Raw genomic sequence first — 26,183 nt, forward strand, 5'->3', positions numbered from 1 at the left:
CCAAAGAAAAATTAAGAAGAAAATAAAATAATCTTGTATCCTACGTTATGTAGTAGAGAATTTTAATTAAATGAAGGTTTTACAGGTAATTAATTCTTTAAGTTCGGGTGGGGCGGAAAAACTGGTCACAGACCTCTGCATAGCCTATCAAAAACAAGGCGTGGATGTTGAGTTGGCTTTACTGAACGGCCAACAAACAGCATTCATGGAACGTTTGGTGCGCATTGATCCCAACATCAAGATCCATGTGTTGGGTGATGGCGGAGATATGTACAGTCCAAAGCATATTTTTAAACTGAGAAAATTGTTGAACCAATACGATATAGTACACGTACACCTCTTTCCATCGTTTTACTGGGTTGGTTTTGCCACTTTTTTGGGGAATACACGGGCTAAACTCTTCTACACGGAACATAACACCACAAACCGGCGTAGAAACCATACCTTGTTAAAGCACATTGACAAGATTATTTATAAGCGATACACGAAAATCATTTCCATATCGGATGCAGTGCACAAAAACTTGCAAGAACATCTTGGGGGATTGAAAAATTTGGTGTTTCAGATCAACAATGGGATAGATTTAAAAGAAGTGAACTCAGCGAAGCCCTATGACAAGCCTGAATTGGGATTTGATGAAAATGCAATCCTTTTACTGCAAGTATCTAGTTTTACGCCCCAAAAAGATCAAAAAACCCTGATTCAGAGTTTATTGCATCTTCCAGAATCAACACAACTAATTCTGGTGGGAGATGGCCCTTTAAGAACAGAACAGGAGAAACTGGCAGACTCGTTGAAACTATCGGATAGAGTTCATTTTTATGGGCTGCGCAATGATGTGCCCCGTCTTTTAAAAACCGTTGATGTGGTTATCCTCTCTTCAAACTTTGAAGGCCTGTCCCTTTCCTGTGTGGAGGGGCTTGCATCAGGAAAACCTTTTATGGCCGCTGACGTACCCGGACTTACAGAGGTGGTTCAAGGGCATGGTATTCTTTTCCCAAAAGGAGATCATAAATCATTGGCCTTGAACATTACCAAATTGCTGGAAAACGAAGAACACTATAAAACCACGGTCGAAAAATGTATGGCGCGATCTAAAGATTTCGATATCGAAGATATGGTAAAAGGGTATTTGCAAAGCTATACCAAGGCCTTAAAAAGTAAGGAAGAACACTAAACGCCAAAATCAATGACAAAGCCAAGGGTCTTAATTATATGTTCTGTTTCCTATTCCCTACTAAACTTCAGGAAAGACTTTATTGAAGAACTTGTTCGAGCAGGTTTTGATGTTTGGTGCGCCGCTCCAGATTTCTATGAGGACAGTATTGAAAAAGTAAAGGCCATGGGCGCCACTCCCATAGAATTTGATCTGCAAAGGAAGGGACTAAACCCTGTCAAAGATTTTAAAAGTGTGAGAGCACTTAAGAAAATCATGAAAGATATAAAGATCGATTTTGTTTTTGCCTACACCATTAAACCGGTCATTTATGGCTCCTTTGCGGCCCAACAGTTAAACATCAAGACTTTTTCACTTATTACCGGACTTGGGTTTACCTTTAGTGGGGTTTCCCTTAAGGCAAGGCTATTGGGTCAGGTTTCCAGACTTTTGTACAAGCTTGCCCTGAGAAAAAACAATGTGGCCATTTTTCAGAATGTGGACGACCAGAATCTTTTTTTGGAACAAGGCATTCTGCCCAAGAACAAAGAATCATTTGTTGTAAACGGTTCGGGCATCAATATTGATAGATTTCGCATAAAGAATGCTGATGAATTCAATACAGGCGGCACCGTAAACTTCATAATCATTGGCAGATTGATGGTTGAAAAGGGAATAGAACTGTTTCTTGATACCGCACTATCGGTCCATAAAAAAAATAGAAATGCCAAATTCCATGTGGTGGGCAGCCCACCCGAAGATTTAACGGAGTTGGCCTCAAGGCTCAAAAAACTGCATGACAATGGTGTGATCATTCACCATGGCACACAGACAGATGTTAGGCCCTTTTTATATAATGCGGATATCTTTGTGCTGCCCACCTACTACAGGGAGGGCGTACCAAGATCTATTTTGGAAGCGTTGTCCGTAGGTATGCCCATTATAACGACCCGCACACCCGGGTGTAGGGAAACCGTAGTGGAAGGAAAAAATGGATTTTTGATCCCCCCCAAACAATTGGCCCCACTACAAGAAGCGGTAAACTTCTTTTTGGATAATCCAGATAAAATTGAGGTCATGGGAAGGGAAAGTCGGAAACTTGCGGAACAGAAATTCGATGTCCGTTTGATAAATGCAGATTTATTAAAGATTATAAATCAAAATACAGCATGATCTATTCGCGATTTTTTAAAAGGATAATTGATTTCTTGGCCTCATTGGTGGCACTCCTGGTGTTATCTCCCATTATTTTAATATTGACCTTTTTACTTGCACTGGCCAATAATGGAAAACCCTTTTTCTTTCAGAAAAGACCGGGGAAAAATGAGAAAATCTTTACCATCATCAAGTTTAAGACCATGAATGATAAAAAAGACGGGGACGGCAATCTTCTACCTGATGTGGAACGCATTACCAAAGTGGGCAAATTTGTACGTGGGGCCTCTCTGGATGAACTGTTACAACTCGTCAATGTACTTAAGGGGGACATGTCCATTGTAGGGCCCAGGCCCCTCTTGGTGGACTATCTGCCCCTATACAATGAAGAACAGGCCAAACGCCATGATGTAAAACCGGGAATTACAGGTTGGGCTCAGGTAAACGGCCGTAATGCCATAAGTTGGGAAGAAAAGTTTAAGCTCGATGTGTGGTATGTCAACAACATAAGTTTTCCCACTGATGTAAAAATCTTGGTGAAAACCGTCCAAAAAGTAGTGCAGCGCGATGGGATATCGGCCAGTGAAGAGCAAACCATGGAACGGTTCATGGGCACCAAGAGTCAGTAAATCCCTTCCCTGGGATACATTTCAACAATACATCTGTAAGGTTCCAATAGAATTGTAGCGTTCCTTATGTACAATTCAAAGAAAGTTTGAACAACTTTGTAGATAAAAATCAAACCCATACCAATAAATACCTAGATTTGGGCAATGGACAAATTAAGGCAAGCTGATATAACCATGAAAACTGTAATGATCTTAGGGGGATCTAAGGGAGTAGGCAAGGAAATACTCAAATCCTGCTTGAAAAAGGGCTACAACGTGGCCTTCTGTGGCCGCAACCAAGAGGAAGGCGAACAGATCATCCAATCCACACAAGCCGAAGACCAACTCTATTTTCATAAACTGGACCTGAACAGCATTGAAGAAATAGAAAATTTCTACAAGCAGACCCTAAAACGGTTCCATAAAATAGATGCACTTATTTTATATGCAGGAATCACTCCTGTTGCATCCATACTTGATGCTGAAGAGGATGTGTTTGACAGTGTGTTCAACATCAACCTGAAAGCCCCGTTCTTTTTATTGAAGCATGTCTTAAAATCCATGGTTGAGCAACAATCGGGATCCATCCTCTTTTTTGGATCGGCACACATGGATTATGGGGAAATTGACAGGGCGCCCTATGCCCTTACAAAAAGTAGCCTGTATACCCTATCCAACCATATTGCCCACCATTACGCAAAATATGGGGTGAGGTCAAACTATCTGGTCATGGGTTGGACCAATACCGAAGGGGAACTTGAACTGCGCACCAAAGAAGGTGTAAGTGAGGAAAAACTGAAGGAAAAAGCATCTGGGATCATCCCAATGGGCAGAATGCTCAATACGTCAGACCCAATACCCGCAATAATGTACTTTATTTCAGACGAATCCGCCATGACAACGGGTTCATTGATGAGAATTACAGGAGGAGAATTTATATAAGCAGCATGATCCCATCTTTAATTTTTCACTCTAATTCAGAACTTTTGGAAGGCCCAGTTTTTGACAAAGAAAACAACCTTCTCTATTTTGTTTCCATATTGGATTGTTTGGTATATTGTTATGACCCAAAAACCAAAGAAATCCTCAGCATGTATCTGGATTCACCGGTGAGTTGTGTTTTTATTTTAGACAAGAAAAAAATAATGGCCGCTGCTAAAAATGGCTTTTTCGAAATCGACTTCAATACACTGCAAAAGAAATTTGCCTTTCAAATTGATGTAGAAGATTCAGTCCGATACAATGACGGCATTAAAGATTCCAACGGACGGTTCATTATTGGAACAATGGGGTATCCCAAAGTAAGGGAAAAAGCAGGCAAGGTGTTTTCCTATGAAAACGGACAATACAAAACAATAATTGAGGGAACCACCATTTCCAATGGCTTGGCTTTTTCAAAAGATGATACTATTCTTTACTTTATTGATACGCCTACAAAAAAGGTTGCAAAGTATTTTTATGATATGGAAACCGGTGAAGTTTCTTTTGATTCTTATGTAATCGAATTTAAGGGAAAAGGAAGCCCGGACGGCATGTGCATGGACACTGAAGGAATGCTGTGGGTAGCCGAATGGGGAGGCGCATGTGTGTCTAGATGGAACCCTTTGAATGGGCAGAAAATTGAAGAGCAAAAGTTGCCCTGCACCAACGTTACCTCCTGCTGTTTTGATGATAAGGCCAATTTATATGTTACCACTGCAAAATCGGAGGATGAAAACAATATTTATGGTGGAGGTTTGTTTTATATTGAACTGAATAAACTATGAGTCAATTGAATACTGTTGAAATAAGCGTAATTGTGCCCATTTTTCGTATTGAAAAGTACTTACCACAATGTATTGATAGCCTTTTAGATCAATCCTATTCAGATTTTGAGTTGATTTTGGTGGATGACGGAAGTCCGGACAATTGTCCAGAAATTTGTGACGATTATGCCAAAAAAGATGCTCGGATAAAAGTCATTCATAAGGAAAACGGCGGACTCTTGAGTGCGAGAAAGGCAGGGTTGGACAATGCCAAGGGAAAATATATAGCATATGTTGACGGTGATGATTGGGTAGATAAATTTTATTTGGACATTCTGCACAAGCTTGCTGTGGCAAATGACTCGGACCTTGTGGTCACGGGCCATTTCAGGGAATTTGATGGAAAAATAGAAACCATAAAGCCAAAATCAGCAGGTAGTTATGACCTTGAGGAACTACAATCTTCAATTCTACCCAATGCCATTTATAATGGTCGCTTCTGTGAGCATGGCGTATCAACCTATGTATGGAACAAATTGTTCAAAAAATCACTTTTGAGCCAAGTACTTTACGATGTTCCCAATGATATAATCATGGGAGAAGATGCCGCCATTACCTATGCTTATTTGGCCATTTCAAAGAGCCTTACCGTTAGCAAAATTCCTACCTATTATTACAGGCAACGACATGATTCCATTGTAAAATCCATAGAAAATCCGCAGATGGAATATTACAGGCTGGGATTGTTGATGAGCTTTCTAAAATCAAAACTCGGCAAGGTATTGGATGCGGAAAACCTGAACAAACAGATTACCTATTACCTCTATTCCCAAATTTTGGTCCGTTCCGGAGGGTTGATTCTTGATAAGGACAGCAATTTGATTTTCAATCCTTTTTTAAATGTTGGTCCCAAGTCAAGGGTTGTAGTCTATAGCTCAGGTTCTTTTGGACAGCATATTTTATCCACCAATACAAAAGCCAACTTTTTTGAAGTGGTCAAATGGATAGATTTGGATTACCACCCCTTAAGTATTGGCGAAAACCATGTGAGACCGATCAGTGCTGTGAGCAATAGTGATTTTGATTATTTGATCATAGCTACCATCAATCCCACAAATCATGATGAAATCAAAGAGGAACTGGGACTTATGGGCATTGATGAAAACAAAATTGTAAAAATAAACACAAACATAGCTGACATCAAGCAAATATTGATGGATTTGGGGTTCAATGACCAATTTGAATTTCAAAAAAACTAACTGGCCCGGTTTTTACCATTGAAAAGACCAGAGCATTGATGCGTTGATGTAATAATATAACTTATGAAGAAACTAATAATACTGGGGGGAAACCCTGAAACGGCCGCTTTGGTAGATGTGGCAAACTCCATGGGTATCCATACCATTGTTGTAGATCCAAACCCCAATGCACCAGCCAAGAAGAATGCCGCAGAGACCCACGACATTGATGGTTTTGATGTTGATGGAATAGTTCAATTGGCCAAAGATCGTAATGTAGATGCCGTTTTGGTGGGCGTAGCGGACATCTTGGTAAAGCCGTACAGGGAGATTTGCGAAAAGCTGGGCGTACATTGCTATGCCACCAAAGAAGCTGTGGAAGCGTTCTGTAGCAAGGACGGTTTTAAAAGGTACTGCCACGAATACAACATACAAGACATCCCGGGAATTTATTTGGATGCATCAAACATTGGCAAGCCAGAAAACCTGGACTACCCCCTAATGATCAAGCCCGTGGATAGCGGTGGTGGGGTTGGAATGAAAATTTGCAGGGACGACAACGATTACAATGAATCGGTGAAAACTGCATTGAAGTTTTCAAAAAAAGGAGTTGTGCTGGTCGAAAAATATATGGACTGCGATGATATGGCAGCCTATTACACCTTCAGAAATGGAATTCCCTATATTTCGGCAATATCTGATAGAATCACCACAAAGAAACAAGGCGATGCAAGTCCGGTTTGCATCGGGGCTGTTTACCCGTCCAAACACTCCCAGCTGTTTATCGATCAGGTTCATCCAAAATTATGCGAACTCTTTAAAGGTTTAAAAATCCAAAACGGGGTATTGAATATTCAATTTTTTGTTGAAAATGGTGTTGTCTACGCCTATGACCCCGGATTTAGATTGCAAGGAGAGGCACCCCATATTCACATTGCCCACATAAATGGGTTCGATCATAGGGAAATGTTGGTGGACTATGCCTTTACTGGGGTCTTGGGCGAAGACGATTTTGCTGAGAAAAATGATTATACGTTCAAAGGAAAAATTGCCTGCACCATTTGGGTACTGTTGACCGGTGGTGAAATCGGTTCAATTCAGGGGATGGATGAGATTAAAGCCGATAAGGATGTGGTATTTGTTCTGGAGCGATTTAAAGAAGGGGATACGGTCCAAAAAGAATGGTTGGGAACCGAGAGACAGGTATATTCTAGAATTTACCTTTCGGCCGATTCCATTTCAGAAGTAAACAGCAAGATCATTGCGTTCAAAAATTTATTAAAGATCAATGATATTCATGGGGAAAACATGATTTTGGAATGGTTGAAGCCCTTCAACGAAGATGATTACTAAACCGGAGAGAACACCTTTCACTTGAGCATACAGAAGTAGTTCACCCCATAAAACTGTTCTAAATCAATTTTATTTGTCTATGCTGGGGAATGCCATAGCTTTATGTTGATTTTGAGGGTAATAAGAAAAAATCAAATGTTGCGTTATTAGCATTGGTGCCCCTTATTCAACATTTTTCAATGATCAAAAACAACAACACAAGCCAATCAAGATTGCAATGAAATTAAGCATACTTATTCCACTATATAATAAGGAAAAATATATTGAGCGCTGCTTCAAAAGTCTATTGGACCAGGACTTGTCGCCCAATGAATATGAAATCATTATTGTTGACGACGGTTCAAAAGATTCAGGAGCTGCAATAGTAGCGGAATATGCTGAAAAGCATTCCAACATTCATCTCATAAAGCAACAAAACCAAGGCCCAAGTGTAGCCCGAAATAAATGTCTGGAAGCCGCAAAGGGCGACTATGTTTATTTTTTGGATGCAGATGATTACTTGGCCACCAATATCCTAAATACCTTGATTGAATTGGCCACAAAACACGATCTTGATGTACTCGAGTTCAATACCAAGGAAAAAAAGGAAAGTTCAGAGCTTGATTTTGAATCTTTGACACAAAATCCTCAAAATCTATCTGTGGATGTTATGGATGGTATCACCTATGTTGCCGAATACGGTTTTAGAAATGAAGCCTGGCGCTATATCGTTAAAAGAAGTCTTTTGGTGGATGCCGGGGTAAAATTTATAGAAGGCACCTTGTATGAAGATGCCATTTTTACCGCCAGTCTCTTTTTTAAAGCCAAAAGGATGGCCAAAGTGGATATGGATGTGCATCGGTACATTGTGGTCGAAAATTCCATTGTGACCAGCAAGGACCGGGCGCACAACCTTAAGTTCATCCATGGAATGGTCAACGCCATTGAACATTTTCACGGTTTGATCAAAAGTTTGGAGCCTTCACATCCATACTACGGAAAAGTGGTCAACAACTTGAAAGGCAAACAGCAGGCCTTTGTCTTTGCCCTTATCATTAGAACCTTGAAATATCGTCTTCTCAGTTTTAAGGAATTGAAAAAAATATTGTCCAAGCTGAATACGTTTGAAGCATATCCCATGGATCCCAAAATTGGAGGCATCGGTGAGGGCAGTTCCGGTCGTTTTTACAATATGACCTTTGTTCCGGCTTTTAATAATAAAACGTGTCTTTATCTGGGTATGGGGCTTATGAAGCTCATCCCTTCCCGTTAAACATCGGCAATAAAGAATTTCTTGAGACCGACGATTCCAAGGGCAAGCCACAGGAGTACCTGTCTGCCGTAGGCAGGGGTTATTAAGTTATTGGTTACTCAGTTATTTTGTTACTGGGTTACTGGAAGTCGGAAGTCAGAAATCAGTATGCAGTATGCAGTGCACAGTCAGCAGTAATTCCTGTTTTTGGTTTTGACTCAGGCAGGAATTGGCATGAAGGATTGTTTGTTCTTGACTCTTGGCTCTTGATTCTTGGATTTCTGCACACTGCCTTACTGCATACTGCCAACCGTAGTCAAGATTGTGGCCAATGAATCCAACAGAACAACCTTCTCTTACTTTCATCCATCAAAGTAAATAGTTGCACCGTAATACGGGTCATTCAGCTTTCCATACGCCATCCTCCAACAACAACTAATCCATCTTGCACATGCAAACAAAAAAGCCATAGCTTTCACTATGGCTCTTAAAATAAGTGGTGTTCTCGCTTTTAAAATTCAACAATCTCAAATTCTGATCGTCTGTTCTTTGAATGCTTCTCCTCGGTACAATACACCCCATCCTCACAATCGTTCACCAATTGGGTCTCTCCAAAGGCTTCTTGGCTGATCCTATCCTCAGCTATCCCTTTTGAAATTGCATAGGCCACGGTACGCTCCGCCCTGCGCTCTGATAGCCATTGGTTATACTGGTCCGTTCCTCTGGAATCGGTATGTGCCGTTACTTTTATGATCAAGTTTGGTTCATCTTGCATGATGGCCACCAATTGGTCCAGCAACTCCTTGTCCTTGGAGGTCAGGTACGAAGAGTTCAGTTTAAAGTACACATTGCCCAATCCGTTTATTTTGTTCTGAAGGGCAGCTCGTCTGGCATCCTCGGCATCTTTTTTGGCCTTTTCGGCGGCTGCCAATTCAGCCGCTTCTTTTTCTCTTTGTAAACGCTCGGCCAACAAACGGGCTTCTTCCTCTGCTTTTGCAATGGAATCTTGAACTCGTTGCTGCTCTTCTTCCATTTCTTTCAACAAAGCAAGCTTTTCCTCCCCTTTTCGTGAAAGCCCCTTTTCAACTTCAAAGCGATAGGCCACGCCAACCGCATGTTGGATGTGATTGGTGGCATTTTCGGTACTCATGGCCCACTTACCGGTAGTATTCACGTCCAATCCCCAATGATCGGAAAACCAAGTCCTAAAACCCAAAACGGCATTGTAGGTACCTCTACCTTGGTTATTGGCATCTGTATAACCTGCACCAATTCCAATATAGGGATCAAAAAAACCGGTTTCCCCCAAAATCATATTCAAATCATAGCTAACCCTAAAGTCTAGACCGAAATAATCAATATCTTCTGGGTTAACTTGTTTATCAATGATTTTTCCTTCCTTATACTTGTTATAGGTACCAATGGCCTCAAGACCGAGACCACTCTTAAAATAACGTCCTATACTAATCCGTGAAGGGTAAGGAACCGAATTCCAGCCCTCCTTAAAGTCAAATAATTCGCCAAACTCATCACCGGAATCATCCACAAAATTGGTTCCCAGTGATACGAGCCAGTAACTCTGTACTATGCTATCCTTCTTCGTTAATTCAATGTCTTGGGCAAAGATTGATGCCGTGAAGAAACAGGCCAAAGCCACAAGAGCTGGTTTTGAAATATTCATTATTTATGATTTGAGGTTATCAAGAACAAAGGTATGTCAATAGGTCAAAAAGGAGAATTTTGCACTTTTAAGTGCGCTTATTTTCGATGAGAAGTAAAAACAAGAATCGAAAAACTCTTACCAACCCACTTTTTGAAAGCCTATGGTTTTGGGGGAAAGTGGCATTTTATATAGGTAAAATGGATAGGAAATAGCCTGACTTTGTGCCGTATCTGTTTTTGTCGGGTCCGAGAGCTCAACCGCAATGGTAAGTTCATCTTCAGTTTCATTGATTTTGGAAAGGAAAGGCTCCTTTTCACCCTGCTGTTCCCCCAAACAGACCACAATGACCATTTCCCTCGAAAAATCCACCATAGGCACGGGAAGCCCCGGTTTTCGGGTCTTATTGACTTGGGAATAGAACTTGTTCAATGATTTTGTATCCTGAATCACCATGGTCTCATATTCCATGATACCGCTGTACCCATCCTGCACCACAAGCTCCAAATCTTCCATTTTTTCCCCGGCCAATTCCTTTTGTGCTTTGCATGAAAACAAACAAAATGTAAGTAATAATAGTGCCAAAAATCTCATCAAAAAGTGTTTTTAAAACGGGATTTGAAAGCCTTTTCATAAAGCTCCTCATAAAGCGGCAGAATATGCACAATATCGAACTTGGAAGCGACATTATAGGCATTTTGTTTGAACTTTTCCAAAACCGCATCGTCCCTCAGGATTTGCAATGCCTTTGACGCCATATCGTCCACATCCCCTACATTCGACATAAATCCTGAAATCCCGTCTTTGTTCACTTCTGGAATTCCACCTGTGTTGCTGGAAACAACCGCAACCTTGTTGATCATTGCTTCCAAAGCGGCCAATCCAAAGCTTTCCGTTTCCGATGGCAAGAGGAACAGGTCAGAAAAACAGAGGATCCTATCAATCTCGGTACTATTGCCCAAAAACAACACTTTTTCTTTCATTCCGAGGTCCTCGCACATTTGCTCCGCCTTTTCTTTTTCAGGCCCCTCGCCCACCATGATCAGCTTTGCGGGGATTTCCTTTTGTATCTTATGAAAGATCTTGATGACATCCGGAATCCGCTTTACCTTCCTAAAATTACTGATATGGGTTATGATGCGTTCATCTTCCTTGGCCATCAAAGTGCGTTGGCAATCTGTGTATTCTGTGCTGTATTTGGACTTTTCGATAAAGTTTGGAATGACCTCGATCTCCTTTTCAATATCAAAAAGTTCCATGGTGCTTTTCTTCAATGCTTCGGAAACAGACGTGACCACATCAGATTTATTGATGCTGAAGGTAACCGCAGGCTTGTAAAATGGATGCTTGCCCACCAAAGTAATATCGGTCCCGTGCAAAGTGGTGATCATGGGAATGAAAATACCGTATTCCTGAAGCATTTTCTTCGCCATATACCCAGCATAGGCATGGGGTATGGCATAATGCACGTGAAGCAGTTCAATGCCGTACATCTTTATGGTGTCCACCAACTTACTGGATAGAGCCAATTCATAAGGTTGGTAATGGAACAGCGGGTACTCGGGTACATGCACCTCGTGAAAATGGATGTTATTTCCCAAAAGTCCCAACCGCACCGGCTGCCGATAGGTGACAAAATGTACTTCGTGGCCCCTCTCTGCCAAGGCTATACCCAATTCAGTGGCTACAACGCCACTACCACCAAATGTGGGGTAACAAACAATTGCAATTTTCATGACTACAAATCTAAGCCAATATTTGTTGTCTAATTTATAATGGAATCATAAATAGCTTGCTGGATCCTGGTGCGCAATCCAGATCTGATCAGCAACGTATTGGTTGCCGATGGATATGTTCGGTTGGACAAAAACACATAAATCAGATCTGTATCAGGATCGGCCCACGTATAGGTGCCCGTAAAGCCACTATGGCCAAAGCTTTTGGGGGATACACACCCACAGGTGGGGCCAGTTTCTTCCAATTGGGGTTTGTCAAAACCAACCCCTCGTCTAACATTATTATTGCAGAAATAGCACGTATTGAATTTTTTTATGGTCCGCTCGCTCAAAAAACGCTCCCCACCATAATAACCGCCTTGCAAATACATCTGCATGATCTTGGCCACTTCATTGGCCGTACTGAACAAGCCTGCATGCCCCCCTACTCCCCCTTGCATGGCAGCGCCCATATCGTGCACGTAGCCTTGTATGGTTTGGTATCGATAATAATCATCCTCCTCCGAAGGCACAATTTCATCTTTGGGAAATTTATGCAGCGGATTAAAGGCCGTTCGCTGCAAACCCATGGGCTCGTAAAGAAACTCGTTGATAAGTTTGTCTATGGGTTTTCCATAGGTCTCCTCAATATATTTTTTGAACACATAATAGCCTACATCACTATAGCGGTACCGATTGGATTTTAAGCTCTGGCGGCCTATGCGCTCATAAATGGAATCTTTATAGGCATTGGTAAGATATAAACGGTCTGCCACCTGATATGAAAAACCTTCGGATGGGTTGTTCCGATAAAAATCATTGGAGGGCTTTCTGTCCTTGTTCAAGGTATCCAAATAAAAAGCGATCCACGCTGGCAAACGCCCATAATGCGACAATGCCTTTAGTACAGTTACATCTTTCAGTTCCGTGTCTTCATACTCTGGGACCAATTCCTTAAAGGTGTTGTTCAGCGCAATTTTGCCCTCTTCCTCCATTTTCATGATCAATGGGAGTGTGGAGAGAATTTTGGTCAATGAGGCCAAGTCGTAAATGGATTCTTCATTGATGTGCTCTTCAGCGTTGTAGGTGGGTTTGCCAAAATTCTTGTTGTAAATGACCTTGCCCTTCCTGGCGATAAGCACCTGTGCGCCCGGGAACATCAACGAATCCAAACCATCTTGCACCAGCGTATCCACCATGGCCAGTTGTGAGGAACTCATCCCAACCCTTTCTGGGATGCTGTACCCCAATCGTTGTATGGGTTTTACCTCAATCCCTGTATTCACGGGAAACTCACCATGGGCCGAAACAGGGAGCTTTCCGGTGGCGCCTATGGCCCCAAAAATGACCTCTGCCGCTTTTTCTTGGGCTATTTTACTGTTCTGATACCCAACAACCACACCATCCATAGTACCAAAATTGAGTACATCCAGTAATGCATAAGGTTTTGCAAAAAGAGTCAAGATGGTGTTGCTGGTCCGCAATCTTGAAATCTCTTCCAACCAAAACAGTTCATTTTTGGAAAACTTATATCCTTGCCAAGGGCTTTCATTGCTCTTGTGAAACCCGATGATCACCAGATTATAATTGGCCAGCTCTTTTTTATACCCTGCTATGTCTCTTGCCTTGATCTCTGTAACCTTAAAATATTTGTTCAGGGTTTCAATAAAAGTGGAACCGGAATCATCCCCAAAATGCACATAGGCAATTTTCTTGTTGTCCAGTTTTTTGATGGGCATCAGGGAAAAATTGTTCTTGGCCACTGTTATGGCTCCTTCAATGGCCTCCTCGTACACCACATCGTTTTCAATACTGTTTAAATCCTCGTAAAGATTTTCCAAATCAACGGGCTGATAGCTGTACAGACCTGCTTTGTACTTGGCCATCAATATTTTTTTGACCGAATGGGCCAATCGTGCTTCTGAAATGACACCTGTGTTATAGGCTTCAATCAGTTTTTCCTTGGCCTTCAATACATTTTCGGGCATCAAGAGCATATCATTCCCTGCCAAAAATGCTTGTAGTTCCACTTCTCCATCCGGTGCAAACTGCGATACGGCCTTCATGTTCAAGGCATCCGTAAAAACCAGTCCCTTAAAGCCCATCTCATTTTGCAGTAGTTGGTAGACAATATCGTTGGAAAGTGATGACGGATACCCTTCCCTATTTTCCAAACTGGGTACATCCAAATGGGCAATCATGGTGGAACTCAACCCACTTTCAATGGCTCTTTTGAAAGGATACAGTTCAATGGAATCCAATTGTTCCCGTGTTGAATTAATTATGGGCAACGCCTTATGGGAATCGGTGGCCGTATCGCCATGTCCCGGAAAGTGTTTTCCACAGGACAAAACACCGGCTCGTTCCATTCCTTTTATAAATGCTATCCCTTTCTGGGCTACATTTTTAGGGTCTTCCCCAAAGGAGCGATTGCCAATTATGGGGTTTTGAGGGTTATTGTTCACATCCAAATCTGGGGCAAAATTGATATGAACCCCCATCCGCTTGGCATGTTTTCCTATTTGATAGCCCACTTTTTCCACAAGGGAATTATCCTGAATGGCCCCTAATGTCATGTTCCAAGGAAACGCAAAGGTGGAGTCCAACCGCATGGCCATGCCCCATTCGGCATCGGAACCAATGAGTAATGGTACTTTGGATTCAGATTGGTATTCGTTGGTCAATTTTGTCTGTTGAACAGGTCCCCCTGCCAAAAAAATCACCCCTCCAATGCCTTGTTCCTGCACAAGTTTTTTGATTTTGTCCTTTGAGGCTTGATCTTGATTGGATGCAATGCTCACCATAAACAGCTGCCCCACCCGTTCTTCCAGGGTCATCCTGTTGTATTGGCCCTTCACCCAATTGGCTTGGACAAGGGAATCTTTGGTGACCAATGGGTTAGTTTGGCCCAGTGCATGCAAAGTAAAAAGTATGAAAATGGGGAGATATAGCTTTATGCGCATAAATATCTTGTCTAGGACATGAACTTATTGCTGATAAAAATATTGCATTTCGTCGAAGAATGCACAGAAATTAAGATTATTTAAGAGTAAGTCAATTTTTGGGGATAATTGTCAGTTCGGGTTAAATTCTAAAAGAATTTTATAGCGAGAACTGTTGCTACCTGAAATTCAACCCTTTTGGTGACTATACAAATCGGGCATGCCAACTTTCACTGGCGGGTACTTCCCAATTTTCCAAATATTCCTGTTTTGTGGCCACCAAATTGTTGAATACAATGGTATTTGGAGAAACAGACTTGGCCTTTGCCATCTTCTTGAAATCCTTCAATGATTTGTATGCGATAAATTCTCCTTGCTTGAAGGAAACGTTCATCCTGTCCAGCAGTTCCACATTGTATTTCTGCTCCAAACTTTGGATAAAATGTACCGATGCATCAATGGAACAACCCGATGCACTTGCATTGGTCTGATCCAATCCGATTACGATAAATCGCTTGTATTTTATCTCAAAACCGGCATGCAAATCACTGCCATGGGCCGTCCATTCCTTTAGAAAACCCGTTAGGCTTTCCTCCAATTCTTTCTGTTCCTCATCCGTAAAACTCCTGTTGGCCTGATAAATCCAAATTCGGGAGTGGTCTGGCAATTCATTAAAATCTACTAGCATGTTTTATTTTTTTCGTGGAACACCCCTGTAGTCCACTGCCTGCGGCAGTCAGGCCTCAAGGGGACAATTTTATTCTTACAAATTTAGGGAGTTTGCCAATACTTCGGCTACATCCAAAACAGTAACACTGTCTTCTTTTTCATGTGCTTTGATGCCATCCGTCATCATGGTATTGCAATACGGGCAACCCGTTGCAATGATATTGGGTTGGGTCTCCAAAGCATCTTTGGTTCGCATTACGTTAATGTCCATATCCCCTTTTTCCGGTTCTTTGAACATTTGGGCACCTCCGGCCCCACAGCACAAGGCTGTTTTTTTGTGCCGTTTCATCTCCACCAATTCCGCGTTGGTTTTGGAGAGCAATTCCCTGGGTGCCTCATAAACTGAATTTGCCCTGCCCAAATAGCAGGGGTCATGGAAGGTAATGCGTTTTCCCTTGTACCCTTCCCCTTTTACGGTTAAACGACCTTGGTCTATCAGTTCTTTTAGATATTGGGTATGGTGGACAACATCATAATTGCCCCCCAAACCTGGATATTCATTTTTAAGCGTATTGAAGGAATGCGGGTCGCAGGTAACGATTCGCTTTATTTCGTAGCCGTTCAGCAATTCAATGTTCATCATGGCCTGCATCTGGAACAAAAACTCGTTCCCGGCCCGTTTTGCGAGATCTCCTGTGGAACTTTCTTCGGTGCCCAAAACAGCAAAATCGACTTCGGCTTTGTTCAACAACTTCACAAACGCCCTGGTAATTTTTTTGGCTCGATCATCATAACTACCCGCAGAGCCTACCCAAAACAAAATTTCGGGCTGCTTTCCTTCTGCCATAAACTCCTGCATGGTTTTAACCTTCAGTTGCTCGCTCATAGTTGTAGATTTATTCGTTTACCCAGTTTAAACGGTCCATTTGATTGTAGGGCCAAGGTGCACCATTATTTTCAATGTTGGACATCATATTGTTCAACTCCATGGGAGCCGCAGATTGTTCCATGACCAAGTAGCGACGCATCTCCACAATGATGGACAAGGGGTCTATACTTACCGGGCAAGCTTCTACACAAGCATTGCAGGTAGTACAGGCCCAAAGTTCTTCCGGGGTGATGTAATCATTTAATAATTGTTTGCCATCGGAAACAAATTCGCCTTTGTTGGCATCCATGATCTTCCCAACTTCCTCCAACCGGTCACGGGTGTCCATCATGATTTTTCGGGGCGATAATTTCTTTCCGGTTTGGTTGGCCGGACATTCTGAAGTGCATCTTCCACATTCGGTACAGGTATAGGCACTTAACAACTGCACCCAATTCAGGTCCATGACATCGGATGCCCCAAATTTTTCAGGCTCTCCTGCATCATCATCTTCCGTAGGTGCTTCAAATGGGTCCGCATTAGGGTCCATCATCAATTTGACCTCATTGGTAACGGATTCCAAGTTATTGAATTGCCCCTGTGGTTTCACCCTACCATAATACGTATTGGGAAAAGCCAAAAGAATGTGCAAATGTTTTGAATAATAGAGATAGTTCAAAAAGGCCAAGATGCCCAAAATGTGCAACCACCACGCTGTTCGTTCAATCAAAATCAAGGAGGACATGGAAAGCCCATCCAGCAAAGGTGTTATAAATTGACTGATAGGAAACATTCCTGCCTTGGTGTAATGGGCAGCACCCATTTGCTGTAGTTGAAAATCGGCAGCATTCATAGTGAGGAACAGGATCATCAGTACAAATTCTATGTAAAGAATCATGTTTCCATCGGTTTTTGGCCAACCTTTCATTTCAGGTTTGATGAAGCGCTTGAGTTTGATGACATTCCGTCTGATCCAAAAAACAACCACGGCCACAATGACCAACAAGGCCAAAATTTCAAAAGAAGCGATCAAGACATCATATACCGTACCTAGGGGAGCAAACAATCTATGGGTTCCCAAAATTCCATCCAAAATAATTTCCAACACTTCAATGTTGATGATGATAAAGCCCAAATACACAATGATGTGCATGAGCCCTGCTACGGGGCGAACCACCATTTTGGTCTGTCCCAAAGCAATCCGGACCATATTTCTCCAGCGTTGGGGCTTGTTGTCACTAACATCCACATCCTTGCCCAATTTGATGTTTCGGGTCAGCTTTTTTACATTTCGAGTAAAGAAACCGATACCTACAATTAGGGCTATCACAAAAAGTATATTGGGCAAATATTCCATCATGCGCTAGTTCTGGGTCTGGGTTGAATCGGCAGGATCATTTTCCGGAAGGGTATATTCCTTTTGCTTTTTTCCAAAAACGGATACATTGACGTACCTCTTGGGATTGAGCCTGAAATCCTGCAACAGGAGGTCCAACTCCCTTGAAGCTGCTGACAAATTGTTGTACAGGGCATCATCTTGGTGCAGTTTGCCCAAAGACCCTTCACCTTTCTCAATTTTTCCGAGTATGGCGTTCAATTTATCCACGGTGGTCTGGAAATTGGTCAGGGTTCCTGCCAAATCCACGCTCGCCAAGGAATCGGAGAGTTTTGAAAAATTGGAGGTGATCTTGCTTACATTTTTGAGGGAACTGTCCAATTGTTCCTGATTGTTCTCCAACAATACATTTATTTTATCGGCACTGCCCTTAAACGCTTTTACCAATTGGTTCAATGACACAATGGTTTCCTTCAGTTGTTTTTTTGTGGGATCGTCCAATATCTGATTAACGTTCATCAACAGGGTGTCTGCATTGGAAACCGCCCCTTCCACCTTCATTTGCAATGGGGTGAGCTTTTGCTGTACCAGCTCGGTGATACCCGGTTTTATCTTGGATTGTAAGGTATCCCCTGATTTTGCGTTGGGGGCCCCATCAAAAACAGGAACGATCTGAATTCCCTTCCCTCCAATGATACCGGTGTCAAAAAGCTCGGCGATACTGTTTTGGGAAAAATCAAATTCATTGCTCACAGTAAAGGCCACCAACAACTTTCCGGAACTATCCTTAAAGCCAATACTGGTGACATTCCCAACATTATATCCATTTATGGATACTTGTGTTCCTGGTTGTAAACCGCCCACATTCTCGTACACGGCATAAAAAGTTTTATTGTTTTCGAAAAGTGGGGAGGATTTTAAATAGCTCAGCCCAAAAATAAAGGCCAAAATTCCTACAAGTACAATAACCCCGGTTTTTACTTCCCTGGATAGCTTCAAAGGATTCGGTTTATGGTTCAAACAAAATTAGGAATAATTTTGACAAGGCTGTCAAAGATGTTCATCTAGTTGGTTGCTTGTGACAAAGGCACTCGCTTACCATCTTTATAGGCCACAATATATGAGGTTGTGTAGCCTTTGGCGTCTGCGTTGGCCTTGAGCTTTTTTGCATCATCCAATGTATTGGCATTGCCATACATGTATCTGTAAAGGTTTTTATACGGCTCCCTGGACAATTCACCCAACCCGTTAAAGTTCTCTCCTTTTAAGGGAATACTCTTGGCACTTGCCAAAAGCTGTACCTTAAAAACCACTCCCGAATTTGTTGATACAACAGGTGGCGTAGTTTCTTCTTTTGGGGTGGATGAAACAATTGTTTCTTCCTTTTTGGGAGTTTCTTCGGCTTTATCGGGGGGTGTTCCTTCACTCTTGGTTTCCTCCGGAATATTGACTGCAACCTCGGCATCTTCTATTTCAGTGGAGACTGTACTGGTATTGACACCGGTATTGATTTCCGACTTATAGGCTAAAATGGCATCTGCAATGGCCTTGCCCATCTCACGTTGGCCATTTTTGGAGTTTAGATAACCTCCCTCACTTTTGTTGGTCAAAAAGCCGGTCTCAACCAAAACACTGGGCATGAAGGTTTGGTGCAATACAATGAAACCAGCCTGTTTTACCTTTCTATCCTTTCTTTTTAGCCTTTTGGTAAAGTTGTCCTGAAGCTTCTTGCCCAAAAGAATGCTCTGGTCCAAAAATTCTTCCTGCATAATGGTCAGGCCAATGATGGACTCTGGAGAATTGATATCGTACTCCGCATAACGCTGTGCATAATCATCCTCCAGATAAATTACGGAGTTCTCTTTTTTGGCCACTTCAAAATTACGCTGATTGGCATGCAGTCCCAGAACAAAGGTTTCCGCGCCATTGGCATCGGAATTGTGGGAGTTGCAATGTACGGACACAAACAGATCTGCATTGGCCTGATTGGCAATCTCCCCTCTTTTGAAGAGATCCACGAAAGTATCATCATTTCTGGTATAAAGGACTTTGATGGAGGGGTCCTTTTCCAATTCCTTACCAGCTTCGAGCACTACGTTTAGGGCAATATCCTTTTCTAAATACCCATTACCTATATTGCCCGGATCATGTCCGCCATGTCCAGCATCAAGAACCACAATGAATTTATCATTGGGTGTTTTTTGTAAATCAGTAATGGTAAACGAAATCAGTATTGGGGTTATGAATAATAAAACGAAAAATGTAATCCAACTTTTATTCATAAGAACTGTTTATTTATAGTGCCCCAATATTGGTTAAAAATATCGTAATCCCCAATAAGCGGAACAAAAAATATATGTAAGTTTGAGCACAAAAACTGAGCCAACCCAGCACAAAAATAGGATTTATCACGTTGCAATCAAACAAACATCTTTTAGTTTTCCTATTTGTTCTTCTTTGCGGCAGCCATACCATAACAGCTCAGGAAGACCCTATTACGCCTTTGCCCATCAAAGCTGTACAGGATAGCATTACCGCTCCGTTGATGCCGGCCAACATCCTTAATGATTCCATTTCCGTGGATTCTGTAGCTGTGGATTCTGTGCAAGGCAACCAACCGCTGCTGCTGGATAAAATTAAATATAAGGCCAAGGATTATGTACGATTGAGCCAAAAAGACAATAAGATCTATCTGTACGATGAAGCCGAGATCTATTATCAAGATACCGAGCTCAAGGCAGGCATCATTGTAATGGATTATGTGAAGAATGAAGTGTACGCCGGACGGATAAAAGATGAGGAAGGCAATTTTACACAGTTGCCCTTCTTCAAACAAGGTGACAATGAGGTTAGACCGGATTCCATTCGCTTTAATTTTGACACCCAAAAAGCGCTCATCTGGAACTCCAGAACGGAACAACAGGCAGGCATAGGGCCATTGGGCAGCGATGCCATGAACGTTTATGCCGAAATTACCAAAAAGGAAAACGATTCGGTCTATTTTTTACACGAAGGGAAATTGACCACCTCAAAGGATACGGCGAATCCCGATTATTACATTAGGGTGCGCAAAGCCAAGTTTGTGCCCAAAAAGAAAATCATTGCCGGTTTTAGCAATATGTATATTGTGGATGTTCCCACTCCCGTTGCTTTACCGTTTGCCTATTTTCCATTGACCACGGGGCGAGTGGCCGGGCTTATTTTCCCAACATTTGGCAATGACCCCCAACGTGGCTATTTTTTGCAAAATGGAGGGTATTATCTGCCCATAAACGACAATGTGGATTTAAGTGTCATGGGTGATTTTTATACCAATGGCAGCTACGGCTTCCGTGCACAGTCCATATATGCCAAACGCTATAAATTTAGGGGGAATGTTAATTTGAGTTACGAGAACCTCATCCGAAGCCAAAAGGGGTTTGATGATTTTAGCCGAACGAGCAACTACAATATCAGAATATCCCACTCACAAGACACTAAGGCAAGTCCCTATTCCCGCTTTTCCGCTTCAGTGAACCTGGGTAGCAGTCAGTACTATACCAACTCGCTCAATCAGGTCAACCGGAATAATTCGCAGACGAACACTTTTGCTTCATCCATAAGTTATTCCAAAACGTTTCCGGCCTATCCATCGGTAAATGCGAGTTTAACCCTGAGCCATACCCAAAACTCCAGAACACAGTCCATCAACATGTCATTGCCTACCCTACAAGCCAGTATGGAGCGAATTTTCCCATTTGCCAAAAGGGACGGGATTAAAAAAGGGATTATACAGAACATCAACTTTCAATATGATGTAAACGCACAAAACAGCATTACCACAACCGAAGAGGATTTTTTTACCAGTAAAATGTTCGAGGATGCCCGTGTTGGAGCCCGACATCGGATTCCAATCGGCACGAACTTTAAAGTGGCAAAATACCTCAGCGTAAGTTTAAATGGTAGTTATGAAGATGTTTGGACCTTGGAAACCCTGCGCCGTAGGTATGATGCTGATCAAGAAGCGGTGGTCACCGATACCATTCCTGGGTTTGATAGGTTCAACCGATATAACTTAGGGGCAAGTTTGGGAACCGTTGTCTACGGTACCTTCAATTTTGGTGAGGACAAAAAAATCCAGGCCATACGCCATGTAATGCGGCCTTCCATTGGGTATAGCTACACCCCTTCCTTTGAGCAATTTTATGAAACCTATACCGATGAGGATGGGGAAGATGTGCAATACACCCCTTTTGAGACCAGTATCTATGGGCGTCCATCCTTGACACGGGGAAGCTCCCTTAACTTTTCCTTGCAGAATACGCTTGAGGCGAAGGTACGTGATAAGGATTCCACCGCCACGGAACCCAAAAAAGTAAGCATCTTAAGCAACCTGACCTTTTCAACCAGTTACAATTTTGAAGCAGATTCCCTAAAATTGAGCCCTATCAACATGAGTGGGGCCACAGAAATAATCAAAAACGTCCCCATAAACTTCTCCGCTACCTTTGATCCCTATGCCATCGACAACAACGGCAGACGGATAAACACCTTGAACATTAAGAATGGAGGTGGGTTGGCCCGGCTTACCTCAGCCCGGTTGAACACGGGTTTTTCCATTGACAGTGAAATGTTCAAAAAAGGGGGCAAAAAGAAGTCAGATGATCAAGCCGCACAGGATACCGATTATGGTGCCAACCCCTTTGAACTAAGAGGTGCCGAGGATGGTCAGCCCCATTTTCAACGCGATGGCCAAGAGGGCTCGGGTGAAGAGAACCCTGTTTATGGGACAAAAATCCCATGGGATATGCGACTGACCTATGTGGCTACCTATAGCAATAGAAATCGCGAGAAAGAAATCACCAACCATTCCTTAATGTTTACCGGAAACATCCAGCTTTCCCCTAAATGGGAGGTTGGTTTCAATTCTGGGTATGATTTGAAGAACAAGGGATTCGCCGACACCCGTTTTAATTTTAAGCGTGACCTGAACAGTTTTAGGCTCAGTTTTGATTGGACTCCCTTTGGACGTTTCGAACGGTGGTATTTCTTTATTGGAATAAAGAGTTCCATACTCAGTGACCTGAAATGGGAAAATAGAAGCCAACCTTTTAGTGGCAGGCGATAATTTTGAATACCTTCACATACACCTCACCTAAAGGATAAAAACCATAACTATGAAAAAAATAGTCAATACCAGCAAAGCACCCGACCCAATAGGCCCCTACAATCAAGCGGTCCTTATCAAGGATACCTTATATATTTCGGGGCAAATTGCCCTTGACCCGGCAACAGGGGAGCTGGTAAAAGGAGATGTAAAAACAGAGACCAAACAATCCTTGGAAAACCTGAAGGCCATTTTGGAAGCTGCTGACATGACTTTTGAGAATGTGGTAAAGACCTCAATTTTTATTAAGGACATGAACCAGTTCTCACAAATAAATGAGGTGTACAGTACTTATTTTGACCCGGAGACCGCACCTGCCAGGGAAACAGTAGAGGTAGCGAACCTTCCCAAGTTCGTGAATGTGGAGATTTCTATGATCGCGGTTAAATAGTTTCTTTGTGAAACTCCACCAGCCCTTCTATGGGTCTTCTGCGAATGACACCCAAAATCAAATCATTTCGCTCCAAACAGGCCGTTAGCTCATCTTGTAAAAAATGGGCAATACTGCCCACAAAGCTTATTGGGACTTTTGTGGCGAGCTCAAATTGCATGATATAGTTGTTCACAAACTGCTGTAGCCCCTTTTCTATGACCCCTTTGCAGTAGGGGTGTTCCTTATTTTCAATGATAAAACGGGCAAAAGTGGCCAAATAGGTGTTTGGATTGGGCTGTTTGTATAGGTTTTCCTTGATGACATCCGCATCAAGGTTATATTCCTTGGCAAACTTAATGCCCAAATCTTGCGGCATCTTATGGAAATAATAATCCCGCAGCAGTTTTCTTCCGAAGAAATTACCGCTGCCATCGTCCATTAAAATATAGCCCAAGGACGTCACTTTTTGAAACAATTGGTGGCCATCATAATAGCTACAGTTAGAACCTGTACCCAAAATGCAAACAATACCTTGACGACCAATCTTGGTTGTGGAATAGATGGCCGCATAGGTATCTTCACGAACCTCCGTCTTGGCGTTTGGGAAAAAGTCCTTGAAGATTTCCTTCAAGAAATTCTTCATTCTGTCCGTTCCGCATCCAGCACCATAGAAATACAACTGACGAACATCTGCCTTGTTCTTTGAAAGCTCAAAATTGTTGGCCAAACGATCTTCGATCACCTCACGGGTAAGCACCTCGGGACTAAGTCCCAAAGTCTGGGTAAGAAACAGTTGTTCCCCCTTATCGTCCAGGGCAATCCAATCGGATTTTGTGGCGCCACTATCCACAATCAATATCATACGTCAGTGTTTAGATTGAATCCTGAAAGAGGGTTGCCCCCCTTTCAGGACATAGTATAGTAAGATAATAAATTAAAGGCTAGCAGCGTGCACAGCCAAGTCGACCAATTTATTGGAGTACCCAGTTTCGTTGTCGTACCAAGAAACAACCTTGAAAAACTTGGAATTCAGTTCAATTCCAGCACCGGCATCAAAAATGCTCGTTCTGACATCACCAACAAAATCTTGGGAAACCACTGCTTCTTCAGTATACCCCAAAATTCCGGCCAACTCGCCATCTGCCGCTTTTTTGAATGCTTTCTTGATTTCTTCATAGGAGGTTTCCTTTTCCAATCTAACGGTCAAGTCAACCACAGAAACATCGGCAGTGGGCACCCTAAAGGCCATCCCTGTCAATTTTCCTTCCAGAGCTGGAATTACTTTTGTAACGGCCTTGGCTGCACCAGTTGATGCAGGAATGATGTTGAGAAGTGCACTTCTACCACCCCTATAATCTTTTCTTGAAGGACCATCCACGGTCATTTGTGTTGCAGTGGTGGCATGAACGGTTGTCATTAATCCTTCCTCGATACCAAATTCATCATCCAATACCTTTGCCAATGGGGCAAGGCAGTTGGTTGTACATGAAGCATTGGAAATAATAGTGTCCGTTGCCTTTACATCTTTATGGTTAACACCCATTACAAACATGGGGGCATCCTTGGATGGAGCGGAGATAACCACTTTTTTGGCACCACCATCAATGTGGTATTGGGCAGTTTCCAAAGTGGTGAAAATACCGGTACATTCGGCAACGACATCGGCACCTACCTCATCCCATTTTAGGTTTTTGGGGTCGCGCTCCGCGGTAATTCTGATGGTTTTCCCATTTACAACGAGATGGCCGTCTTTAACTTCAACAGTCCCATCGAACCTACCATGTACAGAGTCGTACTCCAACAAATACGCAAGATGTTCCACATCCAACAAATCGTTGATGGCCACAACATCCACATTATCCCTTTTAACGGTTGCACGAAATACCAACCTTCCAATCCTACCGAATCCGTTGATTCCTATTTTTAAATTTGACATGTTCTCTTTTTTAGTTTTTACATTAAGTTGTCATTATATCGGAAACTCTGATGAGCTCTTCGTCAATTTCTGTATGTGCCTTGATGGCTTCGGCGATGGGCGTCAACACCAATTTGGTATCGCGGATGCCCACCATATAGTTTGATTTACCTTCCAATAAGCTCTCAACGGCCTTTACACCCATCCTACTGGCCAGAACGCGGTCAAAGCAACTGGGGTTTCCTCCTCGCTGCATATGGCCGAGCACGGATACCCTAACATCGTAAATGGGTAGGTGCTCCTCCACATATTCTTTTAGTTCGAATACATTTTTACCCGTTTTGTCACCTTCGGCCACAATAACGATACTGGATGATTTTCCAGACTTTTTACTGCGTTTTAAGGAATCCAACAAACGTTCCAGTCCCAAATTTTGTTCGGGAATCAATATTTCTTCGGCTCCGGCACCAACTCCAGCGTTCAAGGCAATATGGCCCACATCCCGACCCATCACTTCCACGAAGAACAAACGGTTGTGCGAACTGGCCGTATCCCGAATCTTGTCAATGGCATCAACAACCGTATTGATGGCTGTATCAAAACCAATGGTATATGAAGATCCCAAAATGTCATTGTCTATGGTGCCTGGAATTCCCATAATGGGGAAACCGTATTCTTCATTAAAGAGCATGGCTCCTGCAAAACTTCCGTTTCCTCCAATGACCACAAAAGCATCAATACCTTCTTTCTTTAATTGGTCGTAAGCTTTCTTTCTTCCTTCCTTTGTACGGAACTCTTGGCAACGTGCAGATTTTAGGATTGTCCCTCCTTTATTGATGATGTTATTTACACTACGGGCATCCAATGTCTTGAAATCGCCTTCGATCATTCCTTGGTACCCTCTGTAAATCCCTACACATTCAATTTTTAGATATGCGCATGTACGCACAACAGAGCGGATTGCCGCATTCATCCCTGGAGAGTCTCCACCGGAGGTAAAAACTCCTATTTTCTTAATTTCTGAGGCCATTCAAAATTTTAAAGGGTCAAAACTAGGAAACTTTATTTAATTT

22 protein-coding genes are annotated in these 26,183 nt (G+C 42.4%); 10 read left to right on the forward strand and 12 right to left on the reverse strand.

Annotation, left to right across the window (positions count from 1 at the left end):
* Positions 1 to 70 precede the first annotated feature (70 nt).
* From A7D14_RS13010 to A7D14_RS13045, 8 genes are all read left to right on the forward strand, one after another.
* The gene (locus A7D14_RS13010) at positions 71 to 1,177 is read left to right on the forward strand and encodes a glycosyltransferase (protein ID WP_067035317.1); all 1,107 of its coding nucleotides are present in this window, start codon (positions 71 to 73) and stop codon (positions 1,175 to 1,177) included.
* A 12-nt stretch (positions 1,178 to 1,189) separates the two neighbouring features.
* Complete coding sequence (locus A7D14_RS13015; RefSeq protein ID WP_067035320.1) at positions 1,190 to 2,329, forward strand: glycosyltransferase family 4 protein; 1,140 nt, start codon at positions 1,190 to 1,192, stop codon at positions 2,327 to 2,329.
* Positions 2,329 to 2,940 carry a sugar transferase gene (locus A7D14_RS13020; protein ID WP_067035381.1) on the forward strand — a complete coding sequence of 204 codons (612 nt, stop codon included), beginning with the start codon at positions 2,329 to 2,331 and terminating at the stop codon, positions 2,938 to 2,940. The genes A7D14_RS13015 and A7D14_RS13020 overlap by 1 nt, the downstream gene beginning before the upstream one ends.
* Before the next feature lie 174 nt (positions 2,941 to 3,114).
* On the forward strand, positions 3,115 to 3,861 hold the full coding sequence (locus tag A7D14_RS13025) for an SDR family NAD(P)-dependent oxidoreductase (protein WP_067035384.1): 747 nt from the start codon (positions 3,115 to 3,117) through the stop codon (positions 3,859 to 3,861).
* Between the two features lie 5 nt (positions 3,862 to 3,866).
* Positions 3,867 to 4,685, forward strand: a complete 819-nt coding sequence (locus A7D14_RS13030; protein WP_067035323.1) for an SMP-30/gluconolactonase/LRE family protein — start codon at positions 3,867 to 3,869, stop codon at positions 4,683 to 4,685.
* Entirely contained in the window at positions 4,682 to 5,923 is a 1,242-nt protein-coding gene (locus tag A7D14_RS13035) for a glycosyltransferase family 2 protein (RefSeq protein WP_255307457.1), read from the forward strand. Before A7D14_RS13030 ends, A7D14_RS13035 begins: the two co-directional genes overlap by 4 nt.
* Positions 5,924 to 5,986: 63 nt before the next feature.
* Positions 5,987 to 7,255: a carbamoyl-phosphate-synthetase gene (locus tag A7D14_RS13040; protein ID WP_067035326.1), complete on the forward strand. Its 1,269-nt coding sequence runs from the start codon at positions 5,987 to 5,989 to the stop codon at positions 7,253 to 7,255.
* A gap of 217 nt (positions 7,256 to 7,472) precedes the next feature.
* Positions 7,473 to 8,507, forward strand: coding sequence for a glycosyltransferase (locus tag A7D14_RS13045; protein ID WP_067035329.1), 1,035 nt, complete (start codon positions 7,473 to 7,475; stop codon positions 8,505 to 8,507).
* 490 nt (positions 8,508 to 8,997) lie between these two features.
* On the opposite strand, the gene A7D14_RS13055 is transcribed toward A7D14_RS13045, so the two are convergent.
* The 9 genes from A7D14_RS13055 to A7D14_RS13095 form a co-directional block, all read right to left on the reverse strand.
* Positions 8,998 to 10,167 (reverse strand): OmpA family protein, encoded by a 1,170-nt coding sequence (locus A7D14_RS13055; RefSeq protein ID WP_067035334.1) that lies wholly within the window; start codon positions 10,165 to 10,167, stop codon positions 8,998 to 9,000.
* Positions 10,168 to 10,284: 117 nt separating this feature from the next.
* Positions 10,285 to 10,740, reverse strand: coding sequence for a protease complex subunit PrcB family protein (locus tag A7D14_RS13060; protein WP_067035337.1), 456 nt, complete (start codon positions 10,738 to 10,740; stop codon positions 10,285 to 10,287).
* Positions 10,740 to 11,882, reverse strand: a complete 1,143-nt coding sequence (bshA, locus tag A7D14_RS13065) for an N-acetyl-alpha-D-glucosaminyl L-malate synthase BshA (RefSeq protein ID WP_067035339.1) — start codon at positions 11,880 to 11,882, stop codon at positions 10,740 to 10,742. Before bshA ends, A7D14_RS13060 begins: the two co-directional genes overlap by 1 nt.
* Positions 11,883 to 11,911: 29 nt before the next feature.
* Positions 11,912 to 14,824 (reverse strand): glycoside hydrolase family 3 N-terminal domain-containing protein, encoded by a 2,913-nt coding sequence (locus A7D14_RS13070; protein ID WP_067035342.1) that lies wholly within the window; start codon positions 14,822 to 14,824, stop codon positions 11,912 to 11,914.
* Positions 14,825 to 15,008: 184 nt separating this feature from the next.
* A complete protein-coding gene (locus A7D14_RS13075; RefSeq protein ID WP_067035345.1) occupies positions 15,009 to 15,491 on the reverse strand; it encodes an ABC transporter ATPase in 483 nt (160 codons plus the stop codon).
* 75 nt (positions 15,492 to 15,566) lie between these two features.
* Positions 15,567 to 16,358 (reverse strand): (Fe-S)-binding protein, encoded by a 792-nt coding sequence (locus tag A7D14_RS13080; RefSeq protein ID WP_067035348.1) that lies wholly within the window; start codon positions 16,356 to 16,358, stop codon positions 15,567 to 15,569.
* A 10-nt stretch (positions 16,359 to 16,368) separates the two neighbouring features.
* Positions 16,369 to 17,697, reverse strand: coding sequence for a (Fe-S)-binding protein (locus A7D14_RS13085; protein WP_067035390.1), 1,329 nt, complete (start codon positions 17,695 to 17,697; stop codon positions 16,369 to 16,371).
* 6 nt (positions 17,698 to 17,703) lie between these two features.
* A complete protein-coding gene (locus A7D14_RS13090; RefSeq protein WP_067035351.1) occupies positions 17,704 to 18,675 on the reverse strand; it encodes an MlaD family protein in 972 nt (323 codons plus the stop codon).
* Positions 18,676 to 18,740: 65 nt separating this feature from the next.
* Positions 18,741 to 19,958 (reverse strand): N-acetylmuramoyl-L-alanine amidase, encoded by a 1,218-nt coding sequence (locus A7D14_RS13095; RefSeq protein WP_067035354.1) that lies wholly within the window; start codon positions 19,956 to 19,958, stop codon positions 18,741 to 18,743.
* Between the two features lie 131 nt (positions 19,959 to 20,089).
* On the opposite strand from A7D14_RS13095, the gene A7D14_RS13100 reads away from it, so the two are divergent.
* A complete protein-coding gene (locus tag A7D14_RS13100) occupies positions 20,090 to 22,783 on the forward strand; it encodes a putative LPS assembly protein LptD (RefSeq protein ID WP_067035357.1) in 2,694 nt (897 codons plus the stop codon).
* Positions 22,784 to 22,832: 49 nt separating this feature from the next.
* A complete protein-coding gene (locus tag A7D14_RS13105; protein WP_067035360.1) occupies positions 22,833 to 23,213 on the forward strand; it encodes a RidA family protein in 381 nt (126 codons plus the stop codon).
* Here the strand turns inward: A7D14_RS13105 and A7D14_RS13110 are convergent.
* The 3 genes from A7D14_RS13110 to pfkA all read right to left on the reverse strand — a co-directional run bounded on the left by A7D14_RS13110 (position 23,206) and on the right by pfkA (position 26,140).
* Complete coding sequence (locus A7D14_RS13110; protein ID WP_067035363.1) at positions 23,206 to 24,057, reverse strand: N-acetylglucosamine kinase; 852 nt, start codon at positions 24,055 to 24,057, stop codon at positions 23,206 to 23,208. The two genes, A7D14_RS13105 and A7D14_RS13110, sit on opposite strands and share 8 nt — an antisense overlap.
* 72 nt (positions 24,058 to 24,129) lie before the next feature.
* Positions 24,130 to 25,131 (reverse strand): type I glyceraldehyde-3-phosphate dehydrogenase, encoded by a 1,002-nt coding sequence (gene gap / locus A7D14_RS13115; protein WP_067035365.1) that lies wholly within the window; start codon positions 25,129 to 25,131, stop codon positions 24,130 to 24,132.
* Positions 25,132 to 25,153: 22 nt separating this feature from the next.
* Positions 25,154 to 26,140: a 6-phosphofructokinase gene (gene pfkA, locus A7D14_RS13120; RefSeq protein WP_036384279.1), complete on the reverse strand. Its 987-nt coding sequence runs from the start codon at positions 26,138 to 26,140 to the stop codon at positions 25,154 to 25,156.
* Positions 26,141 to 26,183 lie beyond the last annotated feature (43 nt).

Source organism: Allomuricauda sp. CP2A (assembly GCF_001683915.1).
Classification (GTDB): Bacteria; Bacteroidota; Bacteroidia; order Flavobacteriales; family Flavobacteriaceae; genus Flagellimonas.